Source organism: Acinetobacter pittii ATCC 19004 = CIP 70.29 (genome assembly GCF_000369045.1).
Taxonomy (GTDB): Bacteria; Pseudomonadota; Gammaproteobacteria; order Pseudomonadales; family Moraxellaceae; genus Acinetobacter; species Acinetobacter pittii.
In genome coordinates, this window is record NZ_KB849788.1 from 1 (window position 1) to 19,762 (window position 19,762).

At 42.3% G+C, this 19,762-nt stretch carries 14 protein-coding genes, 2 tRNA genes and 3 rRNA genes; 14 read left to right on the forward strand and 5 right to left on the reverse strand.

The genetic code is table 11. The features are described from left to right. The first annotated feature begins 111 nt into the window (after nt 1–111). The 8 genes from F928_RS10285 (at nt 112) to F928_RS10320 (ending at nt 8,039) form a co-directional block, all read left to right on the forward strand. Nucleotides 112–1,649, forward strand: a 16S ribosomal RNA gene (locus tag F928_RS10285). A 59-nt stretch (nt 1,650–1,708) separates the two neighbouring features. Then, a tRNA-Ile gene (locus F928_RS10290) sits at nt 1,709–1,785 on the forward strand. Nucleotides 1,786–1,840: 55 nt separating this feature from the next. After that, nucleotides 1,841–1,916: transfer RNA gene (locus tag F928_RS10295), tRNA-Ala, on the forward strand. Nucleotides 1,917–2,268: 352 nt separating this feature from the next. Then, nucleotides 2,269–5,159 (forward strand): 23S ribosomal RNA (locus F928_RS10300). 186 nt (nt 5,160–5,345) lie between these two features. Beyond that, nucleotides 5,346–5,460: ribosomal RNA gene (rrf, locus tag F928_RS10305) — 5S ribosomal RNA — on the forward strand. Together the 16S, 23S and 5S rRNA genes with 2 tRNA genes alongside form the textbook arrangement of a ribosomal RNA operon. A 147-nt stretch (nt 5,461–5,607) precedes the next feature. Beyond that, nucleotides 5,608–6,003, forward strand: a complete 396-nt coding sequence (locus F928_RS10310; protein ID WP_002117882.1) for a putative signal transducing protein — start codon at nt 5,608–5,610, stop codon at nt 6,001–6,003. 167 nt (nt 6,004–6,170) lie between these two features. Next, nucleotides 6,171–6,734 (forward strand): DUF4256 domain-containing protein, encoded by a 564-nt coding sequence (locus F928_RS10315; RefSeq protein WP_002117862.1) that lies wholly within the window; start codon nt 6,171–6,173, stop codon nt 6,732–6,734. Between the two features lie 141 nt (nt 6,735–6,875). Continuing rightward, nucleotides 6,876–8,039 (forward strand): acyl-CoA dehydrogenase family protein, encoded by a 1,164-nt coding sequence (locus F928_RS10320; protein WP_005074825.1) that lies wholly within the window; start codon nt 6,876–6,878, stop codon nt 8,037–8,039. 31 nt (nt 8,040–8,070) lie between these two features. Here F928_RS10320 and F928_RS10325 read toward each other — a convergent pair whose 3' ends face one another. Beyond that, nucleotides 8,071–8,670, reverse strand: coding sequence for a TetR/AcrR family transcriptional regulator (locus tag F928_RS10325; RefSeq protein ID WP_005074833.1), 600 nt, complete (start codon nt 8,668–8,670; stop codon nt 8,071–8,073). 186 nt (nt 8,671–8,856) lie between these two features. On the opposite strand from F928_RS10325, the gene F928_RS10330 reads away from it, so the two are divergent. Genes F928_RS10330 through F928_RS10355 form a run of 6 tightly spaced genes read left to right on the forward strand, consistent with a single transcriptional unit; the run spans nt 8,857 to nt 17,230 of the window. Further along, entirely contained in the window at nt 8,857–10,662 is a 1,806-nt protein-coding gene (locus tag F928_RS10330; RefSeq protein ID WP_000002860.1) for an acyclic terpene utilization AtuA family protein, read from the forward strand. Nucleotides 10,663–10,682: 20 nt separating this feature from the next. Next, complete coding sequence (gene pecR, locus F928_RS10335) at nt 10,683–11,594, forward strand: SDR family oxidoreductase (RefSeq protein WP_000121937.1); 912 nt, start codon at nt 10,683–10,685, stop codon at nt 11,592–11,594. A 10-nt stretch (nt 11,595–11,604) separates the two neighbouring features. After that, nucleotides 11,605–13,218 carry an acyl-CoA carboxylase subunit beta gene (locus F928_RS10340; RefSeq protein WP_005074836.1) on the forward strand — a complete coding sequence of 538 codons (1,614 nt, stop codon included), beginning with the start codon at nt 11,605–11,607 and terminating at the stop codon, nt 13,216–13,218. Nucleotides 13,219–13,260: 42 nt separating this feature from the next. Next, nucleotides 13,261–14,418: an acyl-CoA dehydrogenase family protein gene (locus F928_RS10345; protein ID WP_002117851.1), complete on the forward strand. Its 1,158-nt coding sequence runs from the start codon at nt 13,261–13,263 to the stop codon at nt 14,416–14,418. Nucleotides 14,419–14,434: 16 nt separating this feature from the next. Continuing rightward, nucleotides 14,435–15,271 carry an enoyl-CoA hydratase/isomerase family protein gene (locus F928_RS10350; RefSeq protein WP_002117864.1) on the forward strand — a complete coding sequence of 279 codons (837 nt, stop codon included), beginning with the start codon at nt 14,435–14,437 and terminating at the stop codon, nt 15,269–15,271. Between the two features lie 18 nt (nt 15,272–15,289). Beyond that, nucleotides 15,290–17,230 carry an acetyl/propionyl/methylcrotonyl-CoA carboxylase subunit alpha gene (locus F928_RS10355; protein WP_002117868.1) on the forward strand — a complete coding sequence of 647 codons (1,941 nt, stop codon included), beginning with the start codon at nt 15,290–15,292 and terminating at the stop codon, nt 17,228–17,230. Nucleotides 17,231–17,284: 54 nt separating this feature from the next. On the opposite strand, the gene F928_RS10360 is transcribed toward F928_RS10355, so the two are convergent. The 4 genes from F928_RS10360 to F928_RS10375 all read right to left on the reverse strand — a co-directional run bounded on the left by F928_RS10360 (nt 17,285) and on the right by F928_RS10375 (nt 19,674). Beyond that, complete coding sequence (locus F928_RS10360) at nt 17,285–17,704, reverse strand: roadblock/LC7 domain-containing protein (RefSeq protein ID WP_002117819.1); 420 nt, start codon at nt 17,702–17,704, stop codon at nt 17,285–17,287. Continuing rightward, nucleotides 17,697–18,257 (reverse strand): GTP-binding protein, encoded by a 561-nt coding sequence (locus F928_RS10365; RefSeq protein WP_005065256.1) that lies wholly within the window; start codon nt 18,255–18,257, stop codon nt 17,697–17,699. Before F928_RS10365 ends, F928_RS10360 begins: the two co-directional genes overlap by 8 nt. Before the next feature lie 8 nt (nt 18,258–18,265). Continuing rightward, nucleotides 18,266–19,231 carry a hypothetical protein gene (locus F928_RS10370; protein WP_005074839.1) on the reverse strand — a complete coding sequence of 322 codons (966 nt, stop codon included), beginning with the start codon at nt 19,229–19,231 and terminating at the stop codon, nt 18,266–18,268. Nucleotides 19,232–19,314: 83 nt separating this feature from the next. After that, complete coding sequence (locus tag F928_RS10375; protein ID WP_002117827.1) at nt 19,315–19,674, reverse strand: roadblock/LC7 domain-containing protein; 360 nt, start codon at nt 19,672–19,674, stop codon at nt 19,315–19,317. Between the last annotated feature and the right edge of the window lie 88 nt (nt 19,675–19,762).

Here is a 19,762-nt window from a genome sequence, read left to right on the forward strand (position 1 = left end):
TTTCATTGATTGATTGGTTTAAATTACTCGAAGTTTATTTGAGCGAAATTTAAGTCAGTAATTGATGAGCCAGAATTGGCACCTTGTCTTTAATAAGGTGCAAAATGATTTTAACTGAAGAGTTTGATCATGGCTCAGATTGAACGCTGGCGGCAGGCTTAACACATGCAAGTCGAGCGGAGAGAGGTAGCTTGCTACTGATCTTAGCGGCGGACGGGGGAGTAATGCTTAGGAATCTGCCTATTAGTGGGGGACAACATTTCGAAAGGAATGCTAATACCGCATACGTCCTACGGGAGAAAGCAGGGGATCTTCGGACCTTGCGCTAATAGATGAGCCTAAGTCGGATTAGCTAGTTGGTGGGGTAAAGGCCTACCAAGGCGACGATCTGTAGCGGGTCTGAGAGGATGATCCGCCACACTGGGACTGAGACACGGCCCAGACTCCTACGGGAGGCAGCAGTGGGGAATATTGGACAATGGGCGCAAGCCTGATCCAGCCATGCCGCGTGTGTGAAGAAGGCCTTATGGTTGTAAAGCACTTTAAGCGAGGAGGAGGCTACTTTAGTTAATACCTAGAGATAGTGGACGTTACTCGCAGAATAAGCACCGGCTAACTCTGTGCCAGCAGCCGCGGTAATACAGAGGGTGCAAGCGTTAATCGGATTTACTGGGCGTAAAGCGCGCGTAGGCGGCTAATTAAGTCAAATGTGAAATCCCCGAGCTTAACTTGGGAATTGCATTCGATACTGGTTAGCTAGAGTGTGGGAGAGGATGGTAGAATTCCAGGTGTAGCGGTGAAATGCGTAGAGATCTGGAGGAATACCGATGGCGAAGGCAGCCATCTGGCCTAACACTGACGCTGAGGTGCGAAAGCATGGGGAGCAAACAGGATTAGATACCCTGGTAGTCCATGCCGTAAACGATGTCTACTAGCCGTTGGGGCCTTTGAGGCTTTAGTGGCGCAGCTAACGCGATAAGTAGACCGCCTGGGGAGTACGGTCGCAAGACTAAAACTCAAATGAATTGACGGGGGCCCGCACAAGCGGTGGAGCATGTGGTTTAATTCGATGCAACGCGAAGAACCTTACCTGGCCTTGACATAGTAAGAACTTTCCAGAGATGGATTGGTGCCTTCGGGAACTTACATACAGGTGCTGCATGGCTGTCGTCAGATCGTGTCGTGAGATGTTGGGTTAAGTCCCGCAACGAGCGCAACCCTTTTCCTTATTTGCCAGCGAGTAATGTCGGGAACTTTAAGGATACTGCCAGTGACAAACTGGAGGAAGGCGGGGACGACGTCAAGTCATCATGGCCCTTACGGCCAGGGCTACACACGTGCTACAATGGTCGGTACAAAGGGTTGCTACCTAGCGATAGGATGCTAATCTCAAAAAGCCGATCGTAGTCCGGATTGGAGTCTGCAACTCGACTCCATGAAGTCGGAATCGCTAGTAATCGCGGATCAGAATGCCGCGGTGAATACGTTCCCGGGCCTTGTACACACCGCCCGTCACACCATGGGAGTTTGTTGCACCAGAAGTAGCTAGCCTAACTGCAAAGAGGGCGGTTACCACGGTGTGGCCGATGACTGGGGTGAAGTCGTAACAAGGTAGCCGTAGGGGAACCTGCGGCTGGATCACCTCCTTAACGAAAGATTGACGATTGGTAAGAATCCACAACAAGTTGTTCTTCATAGATGTATCTGAGGGTCTGTAGCTCAGTTGGTTAGAGCACACGCTTGATAAGCGTGGGGTCACAAGTTCAAGTCTTGTCAGACCCACCATGACTTTGACTGGTTGAAGTTATAGATAAAAGATACATGACTGATGATGTAAGCTGGGGACTTAGCTTAGTTGGTAGAGCGCCTGCTTTGCACGCAGGAGGTCAGGAGTTCGACTCTCCTAGTCTCCACCAGAACTTAAGAGAAGTTCGGATTACAGAAATTAGTAAATAGAGATTTAGATCTTGGTTTATTAACTTCTGTGATTTAAGTATCACGGTATTAAGCATGACCTGACGAAGGCGTGTTTATTCATTAACAGATTGGCAAAATTGAGTCTGAAATAAATTGTTCACTCAAGAGTTTGGATTAAGCAATTAATCTAGATGAATTGAGAACTAGCAAATTAACTGAATCAAGCGTTTTGGTATATGAATTTAGATTGAAGCTGTACAGTGTTTAAGTACACAGACAACAGATAGTAGCGATGAAGAATCGCACGGACAACACTCACTTGTAGGTGTTGACGACTGTTTGGGGTTGTATAGTCAAGTAATTAAGTGCATGTGGTGGATGCCTTGGCAGTCAGAGGCGATGAAAGACGTGATAGCCTGCGAAAAGCTCCGGGGAGGCGGCAAATATCCTTTGATCCGGAGATTTCTGAATGGGGGAACCCACCTACTTTAAGGTAGGTATTGCAACATGAATACATAGTGTTGCAAGGCGAACGAGGGGAAGTGAAACATCTCAGTACCCTTAGGAAAAGAAATCAATTGAGATTCCCTCAGTAGCGGCGAGCGAACGGGGATCAGCCCATTAAGTTATGTGTGTTTTAGTGGAACGCTCTGGGAAGTGCGAACGTAGAGGGGGATATTCCCGTACACGAAAGGGCACACATAATGATGACGAGTAGGGCGAGGCACGTGAAACCTTGTCTGAATATGGGGGGACCATCCTCCAAGGCTAAATACTCCTGACTGACCGATAGTGAACCAGTACCGTGAGGGAAAGGCGAAAAGAACCCCTGTGAGGGGAGTGAAATAGATCCTGAAACCGCATGCATACAAGCAGTGGGAGCACCTTCGTGGTGTGACTGCGTACCTTTTGTATAATGGGTCAGCGACTTATATTCAGTAGCGAGGTTAACCGTATAGGGGAGCCGTAGAGAAATCGAGTCTTAATAGGGCGTTTAGTTGCTGGGTATAGACCCGAAACCAGGCGATCTATCCATGAGCAGGTTGAAGGTTGGGTAACACTAACTGGAGGACCGAACCCACTGTCGTTGAAAAGCCAGGGGATGACTTGTGGATAGGGGTGAAAGGCTAATCAAGCCTGGTGATAGCTGGTTCTCCCCGAAAGCTATTTAGGTAGCGCCTCGGACGAATACCATAGGGGGTAGAGCACTGTTTCGGCTAGGGGGTCATCCCGACTTACCAAACCGATGCAAACTCCGAATACCTATGAGTACTATCCGGGAGACAGACTGCGGGTGCTAACGTCCGTAGTCAAGAGGAAAACAATCCAGACCGCCAGCTAAGGCCCCAAAATCATAGTTAAGTGGGAAACGATGTGGGAAGGCATAGACAGCTAGGAGGTTGGCTTAGAAGCAGCCACCCTTTAAAGAAAGCGTAATAGCTCACTAGTCGAGTCGGCCTGCGCGGAAGATGTAACGGGGCTAAAACTATGTGCCGAAGCTGCGGATTTGACATTAGTCAAGTGGTAGGGGAGCGTTCTGTAAGCCGATGAAGGTGTATTGAGAAGTATGCTGGAGGTATCAGAAGTGCGAATGCTGACGTGAGTAACGACAAAACGGGTGAAAAACCCGTTCGCCGAAAGACCAAGGGTTCCAGTCCAACGTTAATCGGGGCTGGGTGAGTCGACCCCTAAGGCGAGGCCGAAAGGCGTAGTCGATGGGAAATTGGTTAATATTCCAATACTTCTGTGTAATGCGATGAGAGGACGGAGAAGGTTAAGTCAGCCTGGCGTTGGTTGTCCAGGTGGAAGGATGTAGGTATGTATCTTAGGCAAATCCGGGGTACTCTATACTGAGATCCGATAGCAAGCTGTACTTGTACAGTGAAGTGGCTGATACCATGCTTCCAGGAAAAGTCTCTAAGCTTCAGTTACACAGGAATCGTACCCGAAACCGACACAGGTGGTCAGGTCGAGTAGACCAAGGCGCTTGAGAGAACTCTGCTGAAGGAACTAGGCAAAATGGTACCGTAACTTCGGGAGAAGGTACGCTGTTGTTGGTGATGGAACTTGCTTCCTGAGCTGACGACAGCCGCAGAAACCAGGCCGCTGCAACTGTTTATTAAAAACATAGCACTCTGCAAACACGAAAGTGGACGTATAGGGTGTGATGCCTGCCCGGTGCTGGAAGGTTAATTGATGGGGTTAGCGTAAGCGAAGCTCTTGATCGAAGCCCCAGTAAACGGCGGCCGTAACTATAACGGTCCTAAGGTAGCGAAATTCCTTGTCGGGTAAGTTCCGACCTGCACGAATGGCATAATGATGGCGGCGCTGTCTCCAGCAGAGGCTCAGTGAAATCGAAATCGCTGTGAAGATGCAGTGTACCCGCGGCTAGACGGAAAGACCCCGTGAACCTTTACTGCAGCTTGACACTGAACTTTGACCTTACTTGTGTAGGATAGGTGGGAGGCTTTGAAGTTGGAACGCTAGTTCCAATGGAGCCGTCCTTGAAATACCACCCTGGTAATGTTGAGGTTCTAACTCTGTCCCGTTATCCGGGACGAGGACCGTGTCTGGTGGGTAGTTTGACTGGGGCGGTCTCCTCCTAAAGAGTAACGGAGGAGTACGAAGGTGCGCTCAGCGTGGTCGGAAATCACGCGTAGAGTATAAAGGCAAAAGCGCGCTTAACTGCGAGACCCACAAGTCGAGCAGGTACGAAAGTAGGTCTTAGTGATCCGGTGGTTCTGTATGGAAGGGCCATCGCTCAACGGATAAAAGGTACTCTGGGGATAACAGGCTGATACCGCCCAAGAGTTCATATCGACGGCGGTGTTTGGCACCTCGATGTCGGCTCATCTCATCCTGGGGCTGAAGCAGGTCCCAAGGGTATGGCTGTTCGCCATTTAAAGAGGTACGCGAGCTGGGTTTAGAACGTCGTGAGACAGTTCGGTCCCTATCTACCGTGGGCGCTGGAAATTTGAGAGGATCTGCTCCTAGTACGAGAGGACCAGAGTGGACGAACCTCTGGTGTACCGGTTGTGACGCCAGTCGCATCGCCGGGTAGCTATGTTCGGAAGGGATAACCGCTGAAAGCATCTAAGCGGGAAGCCTACCTCAAGATAAGATTTCCCTAGGAATTTATTCCTCTAAAGAGCCGTTCGAGACTAGGACGTTGATAGGTTGGATGTGGAAGCATAGTGATATGTGAAGCTGACCAATACTAATTGCTCGTGAGGCTTGACTATACAACACCCAAGCAGTTGTATATAAAGCATCAATCGATTCATAAACATGCAAAGCAACTTGATTTAGTTAAACACTTAGCTAAAATGAACAACGAAAAATCAGACCAATCAGCCCATCTGTAAAGATTTGGAAAACGCAACGTATCACACAGTGAATAAAACGAAGCAAGTATCCATACCAGTTGTGCTGGCGACCATAGCAAGAGTGAACCACCTGATCCCTTCCCGAACTCAGAAGTGAAACCTCTTAGCGCTGATGGTAGTGTGGGGTTACCCATGTGAGAGTAAGTCATCGCCAGCTCATTATTCTAAACACCCCCGTTCTAATGAATGGGGGTGTTTTTTTATGCGCGGAATTTGTATCCTCAATTCTTTAGATACTGAAATTGATTCAAATTATAAAGAAATAAAGCTACTCTAAAATTATTTACCTAATTAGAAATTTAATATGCAATGGATCGTAATTAAAACTTTCTCATTTCCTTATGAGGCACAAATTGCAAAGACTCAACTAGAAGCATTTGGAATTCCTGTTTATATTGAAAATGAGCATACAATTAATATGGATTGGTTTTATTCTAATGCTTTAGGTGGGGTTCGTTTATTAGTTCCAGAAAACTATGTTGATGAAGCGAAGTCATTTCTTGAAAAAGACTTTAGTGATGAGCTTGAACAAAAGTTTGGGGAGAGTAAAGAATGTTGCCCTGAGTGTGGAAGCTTGGATATAGAAGTTAATAATAAAGGAAAAAAATCTGCCTTTTTAGCGTTTATGTTTTTGGGCCTACCTTTATTTTCTTTTAGAAATGGTAATAGATGTAAGCGTTGTGGACACTTTTGGAATTAAATATATAGTAAACGATTATTGATTATCTTAATTATGGAACCTAATGTAGAGGTATTGGATTTAGTTCTATCTCTGCAATTAGTGTACTAGGCGGAGAAGCCATTGATATTAAATAAAATAAATTATTTTGATGGCCGTTCAATTTAATAAATATAAGGACTTATTTAATGGTAGATAAAAAACAGCTAACTCAAAAGCAAATAGAGTTACTCCTTGAATTATTAAAGAATAGATTTGAAAAAAATACACATCGTCATACAGAAATAGAGTGGTCGGATGTGCAAAATAAACTAATTAAGGTTCCTGATAAACTTTGGTCATTGCTGGAAATGGAAAATACAGGAGGGGAGCCTGATGTTATTGCTTATGATCAGCAGAAAGACGAATATTTATTTGTAGATTGCTCTCTTGAGACACCTAAAGGTCGTAGAAGCCTTTGCTATGATCGTGAGGCTCTAGAATCTAGAAAAGATCATCCTCCTAAAAATAGCGCAATAGATATAGCTAAGGAAATGGGTGTTGAACTTTTAACAGAAAAGCAATATTACCAATTACAAGAAATCGAAGAGTTTGACCTTAAAACATCAAGTTGGCTCAAAACCCCAAATGAGATTCGTAAACTAGATGGAGCACTTTTTGCTGATCGTCGATATGGTCGTGTCTTTATTTATCATAATGGAGCGCAGTCTTATTATGCTGCTCGTGGTTTTCGTTGTTGCTTAAAAGTATAGGCATTGCATTGTATTTGAATAAACAGAAGAAGCTTTGATGTTTTATGCCAAGAAAATGGAGATTCTTGCAACTTTTGATTGATGGCAAACATGACAAGATATGTTCTGGAATTAAATAAAAACATCAGGACATCTGTAGAAATGCAACCAAACCCAATTTACTATAATGAACAACATATTGCTTTTGCTGATAATGTTCGTCGATTTGTACAAAAAGAAATAGCTCCTTTCGTTAATGAATGGGATGAGGCTGAGACATTCCCAAGAGAGCTATATAAGAAGGCTGCTGAAATTGGTCTATTAGGTTTAGGTTTTTCTGAGGAATATGGCGGTATTCCTGATGCAGATCCATTTTATTCATTACTGGCTGGTGTAGAAATGGCAAAAGCTGGTTCAGGTGGGGTGCATATTTCACTTATGGTCCATACCATTGGAGCGCCACCGGTTCAGCATTTTGGAAGTGAAGAACTAAAGTCAAGAGTTTTACCAGAGATTATTTCTGGTGAAAAGATTTCAGCATTGGCGATTACAGAACCGGGCGGTGGTTCTGATGTGGCTACATTACAAACTAAAGCTGTTCGTGATGGTAATTACTACATTGTCTCGGGTGAGAAGACATTTATCACGTCAGGGATTCGTGCAGATTACTATACAGTTGCGGTGCGTACAGACCCAACTAAAACAGGTGCAGAAGGCATTTCAATGTTGCTCGTTGATGCTCACAGTGAAGGAATTACTAAAACACCTTTGAAAAAAATGGGATGGTGGGCTTCAGATACGGCACATTTGCATTTTGATCAAGTACGAGTACCTGCATCAAATCTGCTCGGTAAAGAAAACGCTGGTTTTAAAGTTATTATGAATAACTTTAATATGGAGCGGTTTTTCTTGGGAGTAGTCGCTTATGGGTATGCATTAGTCTGTTATGAAGAAGCTTTAGAGTGGGCACAGCAACGTAAAACTTTTGGTAAGCGATTAATAGATCATCAAGTAGTACGCCATAAATTGGTAGATATGGCAACCCAACTGACCTCAACGCGGGCATTACTTGAAGAAACAGCATGGAAAATGACTCAGCCGAAGTTACAAGGACCTGAGTTGGTGGCGCAAATTTCAATGCTTAAAAATGTTGCGACTCGCACTATGCAATTTTGTGCTGATGCGGCTGTACAAACATTAGGTGGTATGGGCTTTATGCGAGGTACCAAGTCAGAACGTATTTACCGTGAAGTGAAGGTCAATATGATTGGCGGTGGTGCTGAAGAAATTATGAAAGATTTGATTAGTAAACAGTTTGGTTATTAATTCTTATAAGGTGGACTTTGAGCCACCTTTTTTATTTCAAAGCCATTTCCCAGACCATTTCGGTTAACTCATCAATTTTGACTTTACCCTCAGATTTATACCAAGTTACAGTCCATGAAATTGCACCGCCAATTAAGCGTCGCCAAATAAAAGCATCGTGTTTGACTTTACCTTGCGTGCATAACTTTTCTATAACGTCGAGCCAGATTTGTTCATATTCATTACGCATTTTTAAAAGATAATCTTGCTTTTCTTTTGATAGAGCGAACCATTCGTACACCAACACAGCCATGGCTGCACCAGTATCTCCAGTAATTGAGATCAGTTCGGCTTTAATAAGAGCACGTAATTGTTGTTCTGGGTCTGTATATTGAGTTGCTGCATCATTTAAACGGGCAAGATTATAAATAATGGTCTGTTCCATCACATGAGCGAGGATATCATCTTTACTTTTGAAATGATGAAATAAGCTTCCCGATTGGATTCCAATAAACTGAGCAAGTTCACGAACAGTGGTTTTATCATAGCCTTGCTTATGAAAAAGATAGGCTGCACCGTGCAATAAACGGCCACGTGGACTGTCATCAAAGCAGGGGATATTTGGAATCTGTTCAATTGAGGTGGCAATCATGTGCTCAGTTTGTTCCTTTATCTAAAAGTCTATAGTGGAAATTTTCACTAAATTTCATCGCATTTCAGATTATTTGCCGAATTTGGAAGATTTGGTCAACATCACAATAACATTTTGCGCTTTACAAACCAAGCGCTTGCTTGGTAATGTTGAGGCTGATTTTTAGACAAAATAATGAGAAATAGAATGGCAAATAATCAGCAGGATGATCATCGAGTCGTAAAAATAGGGTGTGCCTCTGGGTTTTGGGGAGATACCAATACTGCCGCTTTTCAGTTAGTGCATTTGACCGATATTAATTATTTGGTTTTTGATTATTTGTCCGAAATTACCATGTCGATTATGGCAAAAGCGAAGATGGTAGAACCGAAACATGGTTATGCTTTAGATTTTGTCAGCCGAGTCATGGCACCTTTACTAAAAAAAATTGCTGAAAAAAAGATTAAAGTGATTAGTAATGCGGGTGGTGTTAATCCATTGGCTTGTCGGGATGCCTTGCAAAAAATTATTAAAGAGTATGGTCTAGATCTGAAAGTGGCTGTGGTGTTAGGTGATGATCTTTTGCCAAAACATGAGCAGCTAAAATCACAGAATATTCAAGAAATGTTTAGCGGAGAAGCGTTGCCAGAACAGGTGGCAAGCAGTAATGCTTATTTAGGCGCGGTTGCTATTCGTGACGCCTTAGACTTAGGTGCAGATATTGTGATTACGGGTCGTGTAGTTGACTCTGCTGTGGTACTTGCACCCTTACTTCATGAATATCAGTGGCCTTTAGATGACTATGACAAATTGGCGCAAGGTTCGTTGGCAGGTCATGTGATTGAATGTGGAGCCCAATGTACGGGTGGTAATTTTACCGATTGGCAATTGGTACAGGGCTTCGACAACATGGGCTTTCCAGTGGTTGAAGTGAGTGAAGATGGCTCATTTGTTGTAACTAAGCCTCAAGGTACGGGTGGTCTGGTTTCTACTGCTACTGTTGCAGAGCAAATTGTTTATGAAATAGGCAATCCTCAAGCATATTTACTACCCGATGTCATTGCTGATTTCAGCCACGTGCATTTAGAGCAAGTCGGGGAGCACCGAGTTCGTGTGACGGGTGCAAAAGGACAAGCACCAACTACACAATATAAAGTCAGCGCGACCTATCCTGATGGTTATCGGGTTTTAGTGAGTTTCCTCATTGCAGGACGTGAGGCACCACAAAAAGCACAAGTCATTGCTGATGCGATTTTGACTAAGTGCGAACGTGTTTTAGCAATGCGCTCAGTGCCGCCATTTAGTGAAAAGTCTGTTGAAATTTTAGGTATTGAAAGTACCTATGGCGACCATGCCCAAACATTAAATAGTCGTGAAGTGGTAGTTAAAATAGCTGTAAAACACATGTTTAAAGAAGCATGTATGTTCTTTGCATCTGAAATTGCACAAGCTTCAACAGGTATGGCTCCAGCCTTGGCAGGAATTGTTGGAGGTCGACCAAAAGCATCTCCAGTGATTAAGTTATTTTCATTTTTAATTGATAAAAATCAATTGAATATTGAAATTGATTTTGAAGGCAAACGTTACCCAGTTGAGATTCCACAAGGGGATTCTACAGAGCAATTGCTTACATTAACGGCAGGTGAAAATGCAGTTTATCAAGGAGATGAAATTGAAGTTCCTTTGATTGAAATTGCGCATGCCCGCAGTGGTGATAAAGGCAATCATAGCAATATTGGCGTGATTGCACGTAAAGCAGACTATTTACCATGGATTCGTGCAGCACTAACTGAACAGTCTGTTGCAAGCTATATGCAACATGTCTTGGATGCTGAGAAAGGGCGAGTAATTCGTTATGAGTTACCGGGTTTAAATGCACTGAATTTTATGTTGGAGAATGCCTTAGGCGGTGGTGGTGTTGCCAGCTTACGTATTGATCCGCAAGGTAAAGCCTTTGCCCAACAGTTATTGGATATGCCTGTTAAAGTTCCGGCACATCTTTTAGAAAAATAAAATGAATGGATGAAACAAAGATGAGTTATCAATCAATATTTAGACCAGATGCTTTCGCCAATAAAGTCATTATTGTGACAGGTGGTGGCTCAGGAATTGGCCGTTGTACTGCACATGAGCTTGCAGCCCTTGGCGCTCAAGTAGTGATTACAGGACGCAAAATTGAAAAATTAGAGAAAGTAAGCCAAGAAATAATAGAAGATGGTGGTTTAGTTCATTTCATTGTTTGTGATAACCGTGAAGAAGAACAAGTGAAAAATATGATTGCCGAAGTGATTGAGAAATTCGGCAAACTCGATGGTTTGGTGAATAATGCGGGCGGCCAGTTTCCGTCAGCTTTAGAGAATATTTCGGCGAATGGTTTCGATGCAGTCGTGCGTAATAATTTACACGCAACTTTCTATCTAATGCGTGAAGCTTATAACCAATGGATGGCTAAACATGGTGGCAGTATTGTCAATATGACTGCTGATATGTGGGGTGGTATGCCGGGAATGGGACATTCTGGTGCTGCGCGTTCAGGGGTTGATAACTTAACTAAAACAGCATCGGTTGAGTGGGGCAAATCTGGTGTTCGTGTAAATGCGGTTGCACCAGGGTGGATTGTGTCATCCGGTATGGATAATTATAGCGGTGATTTTGCCAAAGTAATTATTCCAAATCTTGCTGGCAATGTACCGTTAAAACGTATGGGAACTGAGTCGGAAGTCTCATCGGCAATTTGTTATTTACTATCCGATGCTGCGGCTTTTGTGTCAGGTGTAACTTTGCGTATAGATGGCGCTGCATCGCAAGGGACACGCATGTACCCACTAGCCGAAGCAACAAATAGTCAATCTTATAATGGTTTCCACCGCGCGTTTATTCCTGAAATTTTTAAAAAAGATAAGACTGAGAAAGTCGAGCAAAGCAATAATTCAGGCTCGGAGTGAGGAATAAAAAATGACCATTCTTCAATCCGAAATTACTGTTGGTAGTGAACAGTATCAAAAGAATAAAGAGGCACTGCTTGCTCAGCTGAGTGAAGTCCGTGCAATTCAGCAAAAAAGCATTGATAAATCGTATGCTGCTAAACCGAAATTCGATAAAAAGGGCAAGATTCTGCCGCATGAGCGTATACGGTTATTGCTTGATGCTGATTCACCTTTCGTTGAGCTTTGTGGTTTGGTTGGCTACAACATGCATGATGACAAGGATGGCTCCGAAGCTGGTGGTGGTGTAATTGCTGGCATTGGTTTTGTCAGTGGTGTGCGTTGTCTGGTCTCTGCAAGTAATAGCGCGATTAAAGGCGGTACCATGTCTCCTATGGGCGTACAGAAAACTTTGCGTTTGCAAAAAATTGCCTTAGAACAAAAACTCCCGCTGATTACGCTGACCGAAAGTGGCGGCGCTAACTTAAATTATGCAGCTGAAGTATTTACCTATGGTGGTATGACTTTTGCCAATCAGGCACGTTTGTCTGCAGCAGGTATTCCACAACTTGCAGTGGTACATGGGAACGCAACGGCAGGAGGAGCTTATCAACCAGGTCTTTCGGATTATGTCATTGTAGTACGCAAACAAACAGAGATGCTTCTTGCAGGTCCACCTTTACTTCTGGCTGCCACGGGTGAAGTCGCCACAGCGGAGGAATTGGGTGGGGCGGAAATGCATGCGCAGGTTGCTGGAACCGCAGAATATTTGGCTGAAAATGATGCTGATGGTATTCGACTTGCACGTGAAATTTTTGAACATCTGAACTGGAAAGAGCAAATCAAACCAGTTGATGTAACTTATAAAGAACCTCGTTACGATACCGAGGAATTATTGGGTGTGATTCCAAGTGATCCTAAACAACCATTTGATATGAAAGAAGTGGTTGCCCGCATTATTGACGATTCAGATTTTCTAGAATTTAAACAGGAATATGATGATTTAACGGTGTGTGGCTGGGCGAAGATTGGCGGATTACACATCGGTATTATTACTAATAATGGTCCGATTACACCTCAAGGGGCGGCGAAGGCAGCTCAGTTTATTCACTTATGTGAACAGACTAACCGCCCGTTATTATTCTTACATAACACCACTGGTTTTATGGTGGGAACCGATGCCGAGCAAAATGGCATTATTAAACATGGCTCAAAACTGATTCAAGCGGTTGCCAATTGTACCGTACCTAAAATTTCAATCGTTGTGGCAGGGTCATATGGCGCTGGTAACTACGCAATGTGTGGTCGGAGTTTATCGCCAGATTTTATTTTTGCTTGGCCAAATTCGCATGTTGCCGTAATGGGTGCTGCACAAGCTGGAAAGGTACTGCGTATTGTTGCTGAAGGGAAACAAAAAGCTTCAGGGCAGGAGCCGAATCCGCAAATGCTCGATTTTCTTGAGCAAAGTACAGCGATGAAATTGGAACAGCAATCTACCGCACTTTTTAATACGGCCATGTTACATGATGATGGCATTATCGATCCGCGAGATACCCGAAAATTATTAATTTTCCTTTTACAGACCATTTATGAAGCACAGCAACGAGAGCTAAATCCAACTCGTTTTGGTGTGTCCCGTTTTTAATCAACCTTTACCGCAATTAAAAAAATTAATAGGAATAACACAATGAAATTTACTAATGAACATGAAGCATTGCGCCGTACAACTCGTCAATTTGTTCAAAATGAGCTGAATCCACATATTCCAGAATGGGAGGCCGCGGGATGTTTCCCAATCCATGAAGTATTTAAGAAGATGGGGGATCTTGGTTTATTAGGAATCTGCAAGCCAGAAGAAAATGGCGGTTTAGCGTTAGATTATTCATATAACCTCGTGGTTGCAGAAGAAATTGGCTATGCAGCTTGTGGCGGGGTGCCTTTAGCTATTGGTGTACAAACCGATATGGCAACACCTGCTTTGGCACGTTTTGGTAGTAAAGAATTACGTGATGAGTTTTTAACACCAGCGATTGCAGGGGAATATGTTGCATCCATTGCAGTATCAGAAGTACATGCTGGTTCGGATGTTGCTGCTATTAAAACAACTGCAAAAAAAGATGGCGATGACTATGTCATTAACGGCAGCAAAATGTGGATTACCAACTCATTGCAGGCCGACTTCTTTTGTCTTTTAGCCAACACGTCTGATGATAAACCTCACGTTAATAAGTCAATGATTATTGTGCCAGCAAAAACTAAAGGGATTAGTTTTTCAGAGCCACTTAATAAATTAGGGATGCGTTCAACAACCACAGCACAAGTTTATTTAGACAATGTACGTGTACCGCAGCGTAACTTGGTGGGTGTCGAAGGTATGGGCTTTATGATGCAAATGATGCAATTTCAGGAAGAGCGCTTATGGGCATGTGCTAATGCGATTGGCGGCTTGCAGCATTGTATTCAGCAAACAATTAATTACACCAAAGAGCGTACTACTTTTGGTCAACCCCTCATTAATAACCAATATATCCATTTCCGCTTTGCTGAACTTATGACCGAAGTGGAAGCACTAAAAGCATTAACTTATCAAGCATGCGAACAGCATATTGCGGGCGAGGATGTCACGATGTTGGCGTCTATGGCAAAGCTCAAAGCTGGACGTTTAACTCGTGAAGTTGCTGATAGTTGTCTGCAATACTGGGGCGGCAATGGCTTCATGTGGGATAACCCTGCGTCGCAGCTGTATCGTGATGGCCGCCTAGGGTCTATTGGGGGCGGGGCAGATGAGATTATGTTGGGAATTATCTGTAAGTTGATGGATATTCTGCCTAAAAAGCACAAATAAATATAAGGAATACACCATGACACTTTCAGCATCTCTACAAGTTTTAGATATAGATGACAGTATTCAATTGGAACAGGACGGCAGTATTTTATACCTTTGGTTAAATCGACCAGAGAGTCGCAATGCCATGAACCTGAATATGGTCAATGCAATTCAGCAGGTTTTTGCTGCCATTCGCGATGACCTTTCGATTCGTGCGGTGATCATCCGTGGTGAAGGCGCTACTTTTTGTGCAGGTGGTGACATTAAAGATATGGCTACTTTACGAATTGAAGCGACTACTGCCGGCAGTCTACAACCTTATGCTGACTTTAACCGCCGTTTTGGTGCCATGCTTGAGCAAGTTGAAGCTGCACCACAGACTGTTGTGGTCATTTTAGAGGGTGCGGTGTTAGGTGGGGGATTTGGTCTAGCATGTGTTTCCGATGTTGCCATTAGTCGTGACAATACCCAGTTTGGTTTACCTGAAACAGGTCTAGGTGTAATTCCTGCGCAAATTTCTCCTTTTGTGGTGAAACGTATTGGCCTGACTCAGGCACGCCGACTTGCTTTACTCGGCATGCGTTTTGAAGGACATACAGCACTGAGTGTCGGTGTGGTTCATCAAATTGCACATAATGAAATTGAACTTGAACAAGCTTTACAGGAAACCATTCAACACATTAAACGTGCCGCCCCCGAGGCTTCCCGCGTGACTAAAGCACTGTTACATCGAACGCTCAATGAGCCTTTGAGTGATTTGTTAGATGATGCTGCACAGCAGTTTGCTCAAGCAGTTGGTGGTACCGAGGGACAAGAAGGTACGATGGCTTTTATCCAGAAACGGTTGCCGAATTGGGCCGATGAATCATAAGCGATAGGGATAAAAATAATGAAATTTTCAAAAGTACTGATTGCCAATCGTGGTGAAATTGCAGTTCGAGTCATGCAAACTGCTAAGGCAATGGGCTATCAAACTGTCGCAGTTTATTCCGATGCAGACCGTCATGCTCGCCATGTGCAAGAGGCCGATGAAGCTGTCTATATTGGTGCTTCAAAAGTATCTGAGTCATATCTTTCAATTACCAAGATAATAGATGCATGCAAAAAGACAGGTGCTGATGCAGTTCACCCTGGCTATGGTTTTTTGTCAGAAAATACTGATTTTGCTCAGGCATGTATCGACAACCAGATTACATTTATTGGGCCTACCGCTTCTGCAATTGAGTTAATGGGCAGTAAACGCCTTTCAAAAATCGCCATGATTGAGGCGGGCGTTCCTTGTGTGCCGGGGTATGAAGGTGACCGACAAGACCTTGAATATTTAGCAACTCAAGCTGAGCAGATTGGCTTTCCAATTATGGTCAAAGCTTCTGCGGGTGGTGGCGGTCGTGGCATGCGTTTGGTACAGCAAGCATCCGAGTTGTTTGAGGCATTACAAACCGCACGTTCAGAAGCTGAAAATGCTTTTGGTTCGGGGGAGTTGATTTTAGAAAAAGCAGTCATTGCTCCACGCCATGTCGAAATTCAGGTTTTTGGTGATACGCATGGTAATTATGTGTATTTGTTTGAGCGCGATTGTTCAATCCAGCGCCGTCATCAAAAGGTTGTTGAAGAAGCTCCATGTCCGGTCATGACTCCCGTACTGCGTCAGCAAATGGGTGAGGCTGCGGTTGCTGCCGCTAAAGCATGTGCTTATGTCGGTGCGGGAACGGTTGAATTTTTACTTGATGCATCGGGTGCATTTTACTTTTTGGAAATGAATACCCGCTTACAGGTAGAACATCCTGTGACTGAGCTTATTACAGGATTGGACTTGGTTGAATGGCAGTTGCGTATTGCCAATGGTGAGCACTTACCACTGCAACAACATGAATTGACTTTAAACGGACATGCTATTGAAGTACGTTTGTATGCAGAAGATCCACGGCAAGATTTCTTACCCCAAACAGGACAAGTTCTGCGTTGGCAGCCAGCAACTTTGCCAAATGTACGGATTGATCATGGCATGTTGGCAACTGATGAGGTTAGCCCATTTTATGACCCGATGGTGGCGAAGGTGATTGCATATGGGAAAACCCGTGAGGATGCGATTCGCTTACTCGCTCGTGCAGTTGATGACTGTGTGTTGCTAGGTGTAAATAGTAATAAGCAGTTTTTGGTCAATTTACTGCGTCATCCAATCGTGGTTGCAGGGGATACTAATACTGCATTCATTCAACAGCATTTTCAAAACGACAGCAGTCTGCATAAGCAGGTTCTATCTTTAGAAACCTTAGCTATTGCTGCGGCATTATTTAGCCAAAGAAAAGGAACTGTGGCATGGCAAACGGGTCTTGGCGTGTCGTTACCATTAAAACTTAAATATGATGATCAGCAAATTCAATTACAGCTTTCATCTGTAAATAACACGTTTACGGTAGAGCTCTGTGATCAATCAGTTTGTATTGAAGTGCTTGAGAGAATGCCAGAGCAATTAGTTTATTTAATTGATGGTGTACGTCGCCGTGTGCAATATGTATTAAATGATGATCAGCTTTATTTAGATCAAAATAATGGCAATGTCGCAATTCGCAATGTAACTTATGCTGCACCAGAAGCTGCCGATGTTGCCGGAGATGGTAAAATTCGTGCACCAATGGATGGTACTGTGGTGAATATTCTGGTCAATAAAGGTGATCAAGTCATAAAAGGCCAAACTTTATTAGTGCTTGAAGCCATGAAAATCCAACAGCAGATTAAATCGGATGTTGATGGAATAGTTGATGATGTTTTAGGTCAGCAAGGGCAGCAAGTAAAAAAACGGCAGATGTTATTTACTATTCAAATCTAGTAAAAAATACCGCTCTATATGAGCGGTATTTTACTTTAAATGAGGAGTCCTGATTTATTCTCCATCGGCCTCTGCAATTGTCTGACTTGCTTTTTTTAGGCTATATAGTAGTTGACCTAAAAGGACTTCTTTATTACTTAGCGTAACCATGACCATTGGGTGATGAACAGCAGGAATAGCAGTTAAAATGGCCTTGCCATTATCTGCATCTAAAGTAATGTTGTTACAGCCCGTCAGTTGAATCTCTTTTAAAAATGCAGTGACCATTGCCAAAATTGAGCTACTTACGGCTGCTAACTTAGTAGTGTTATGGTGGTTCTTGTGGCTCACTGTTGCTAATTCAAAACCATCAGAAGAGCAAATCATGACAAAATCTACACCACGCGTATTCATCAAAATATTATGAGCTTCGGCTTTTGCAAGTTGTAGTAACTGTGTTGGAGCGGTTCGTTTTTGAGTTGGGATACTAAGCATGATCATTCCCTTGAGATGTTGAGCCTACCTTGACTTCAAGTGATGCAATTAATGATTCAACCATCATTAAAATTTGTTCTTGCTCACGTGCATCAATAAAAAAAAGAGGGTATGGTAGTGCATTTGCTTTTATCCAATGACGATATTGTTGAAGTGATGACTCTTTATTTTCGTCAACATGAGTAATACCAATCGCAATATTGTCGTTATAATTTTTAAAGGTTTCTAAATAGCTTTCTAACTCGGCAATTGGATTAGAGCTATTATGATCTAATAATAAAATAACACCGATTGCACCTTCACAAATGACCGACCATATAAAATCAAAACGGCTTTGTCCCGGGGTGCCATAGAGTCCGATTTTGATTCCATCATCTAAAGTAATTTCACCATAATCAATACCTACAGTGGTCTGGGTTTTCTGGTGGCTCTGTACATCAGTGTTGAATGCTTCTGTTTCCAGAATTGGAATTTCAGATAGCGATTTAATCGCTTCTGTTTTACCTGCCCCCATACTACCTGCAAAGACAATTTTATATTGCTGTATAATCATAACTTCCCTTAAAGACCAAAACGCCGTCTAATTTTCCCTATAAAATTTTTAAAAAAATGATTGTCTGTATTTGAATTTTCTAAATAAAAATTTGGTGTGTAAGCACATTTATTTGCAGAAATAAATTTTCCATTATTTGCCATTAAACAAGCGGTAACGAAGCGTAAGACGTCATTGATTGATAAGTTAAGCTGTTTAGCCACATCAGTAATTTTTGCGCCTTGTATAAAGCATGCGGAGAGTTGTAGGCTCACTTTTCTATATTCTTTTTGATAGGGCTGTGGCCAATAGTCAATTTTAAAATAACTATCCTTCGAGGCTAGATTCTCAAAATTGTTTGAAGTCCAAATCAGATTCCATAACCAGTCTTGTACATAATAATCTTTTTTACGAGAAACCTTAGTAAAATCAGATGTTTTTGCAAAAGCAAAGTTAAAGCTCATATTAGTTTGTGTTTTTTGACGAGAGGGCTCCAACCAAGCAATTTGAGTTCTATTATCAATAATCGCTAAAGTGCCTTTATCATCAAAGATGTGTAGCCTAGGGTTTTCTGAACTGTGCAAATTCCTTATAAATTTATTATCAATGAATGGAGGCTCATTTGATAAATCAGAAACTACAGCAAAGTTTGTCTGATCTAAAGAGGACAATAAATTGTCCTCTAGCCATTCTAATAGAGGTTCTGTTTTTTCTACTGGTAGATGTAAGGTGTGTTCATAAATAGAATTTCTATTTTCTGAAGCTGTTTTCGTAACTTTTAAATAAAGAAATTTTTTCTTGTGAAGAATATTTTGAATATTATCTGCATCAAAAAAGTTTTCGTTAATGATTAATAAATCAATATGATTACTGGAAATATTAACCCAGTTAATACCATATTGATTTGATATTAGATTGCGGATTAATATTTTTAATTCATCTGAAACTTTTAAGCTTAAACCTGAAACTGCAATATTTATGCAATGACTATCCATAGTATCATTTTAATTTTTTATAAATTGATGTAATGATTTTTTATGCTCTTTATAATGAATATAAAGAGCATAAACTAAATCACTTAACTGAAATCGAGCTCTTTTTCAAATGACTTTAACTCATGACGAGCCATAGCCAAATTTGATTTGCTACGGTCGAGTACTAAGTAAAGGAACAAATTATTATTACTTTCTAAAGGTCGAATTAAATGGTAAGCCTTACCTAAGGTAATTAAAATATCCTCAATATTGTCATTTAACTTCAATGCATTAGCTACATTTCGCTTTGCGCGAATGACTTCTGTATTACCAGCAGCAGCCAATTCTAAATCAATTTCCCCACCACCTTGTGTTGCAAGTGACAATCCACTTTCTGAATCAACAAGTGCAGAAGCAATAAAACCATCAATTGTCGTTAAGCTATCTAAAGAAAGTTTAGCCATTTTTTATCTCTCAGGATTCTAAAATTATATTTACTACTTTTTCCTAAAAGTAGCTGAAATTCATTATATTTTTGCTCAATTTGAAGTC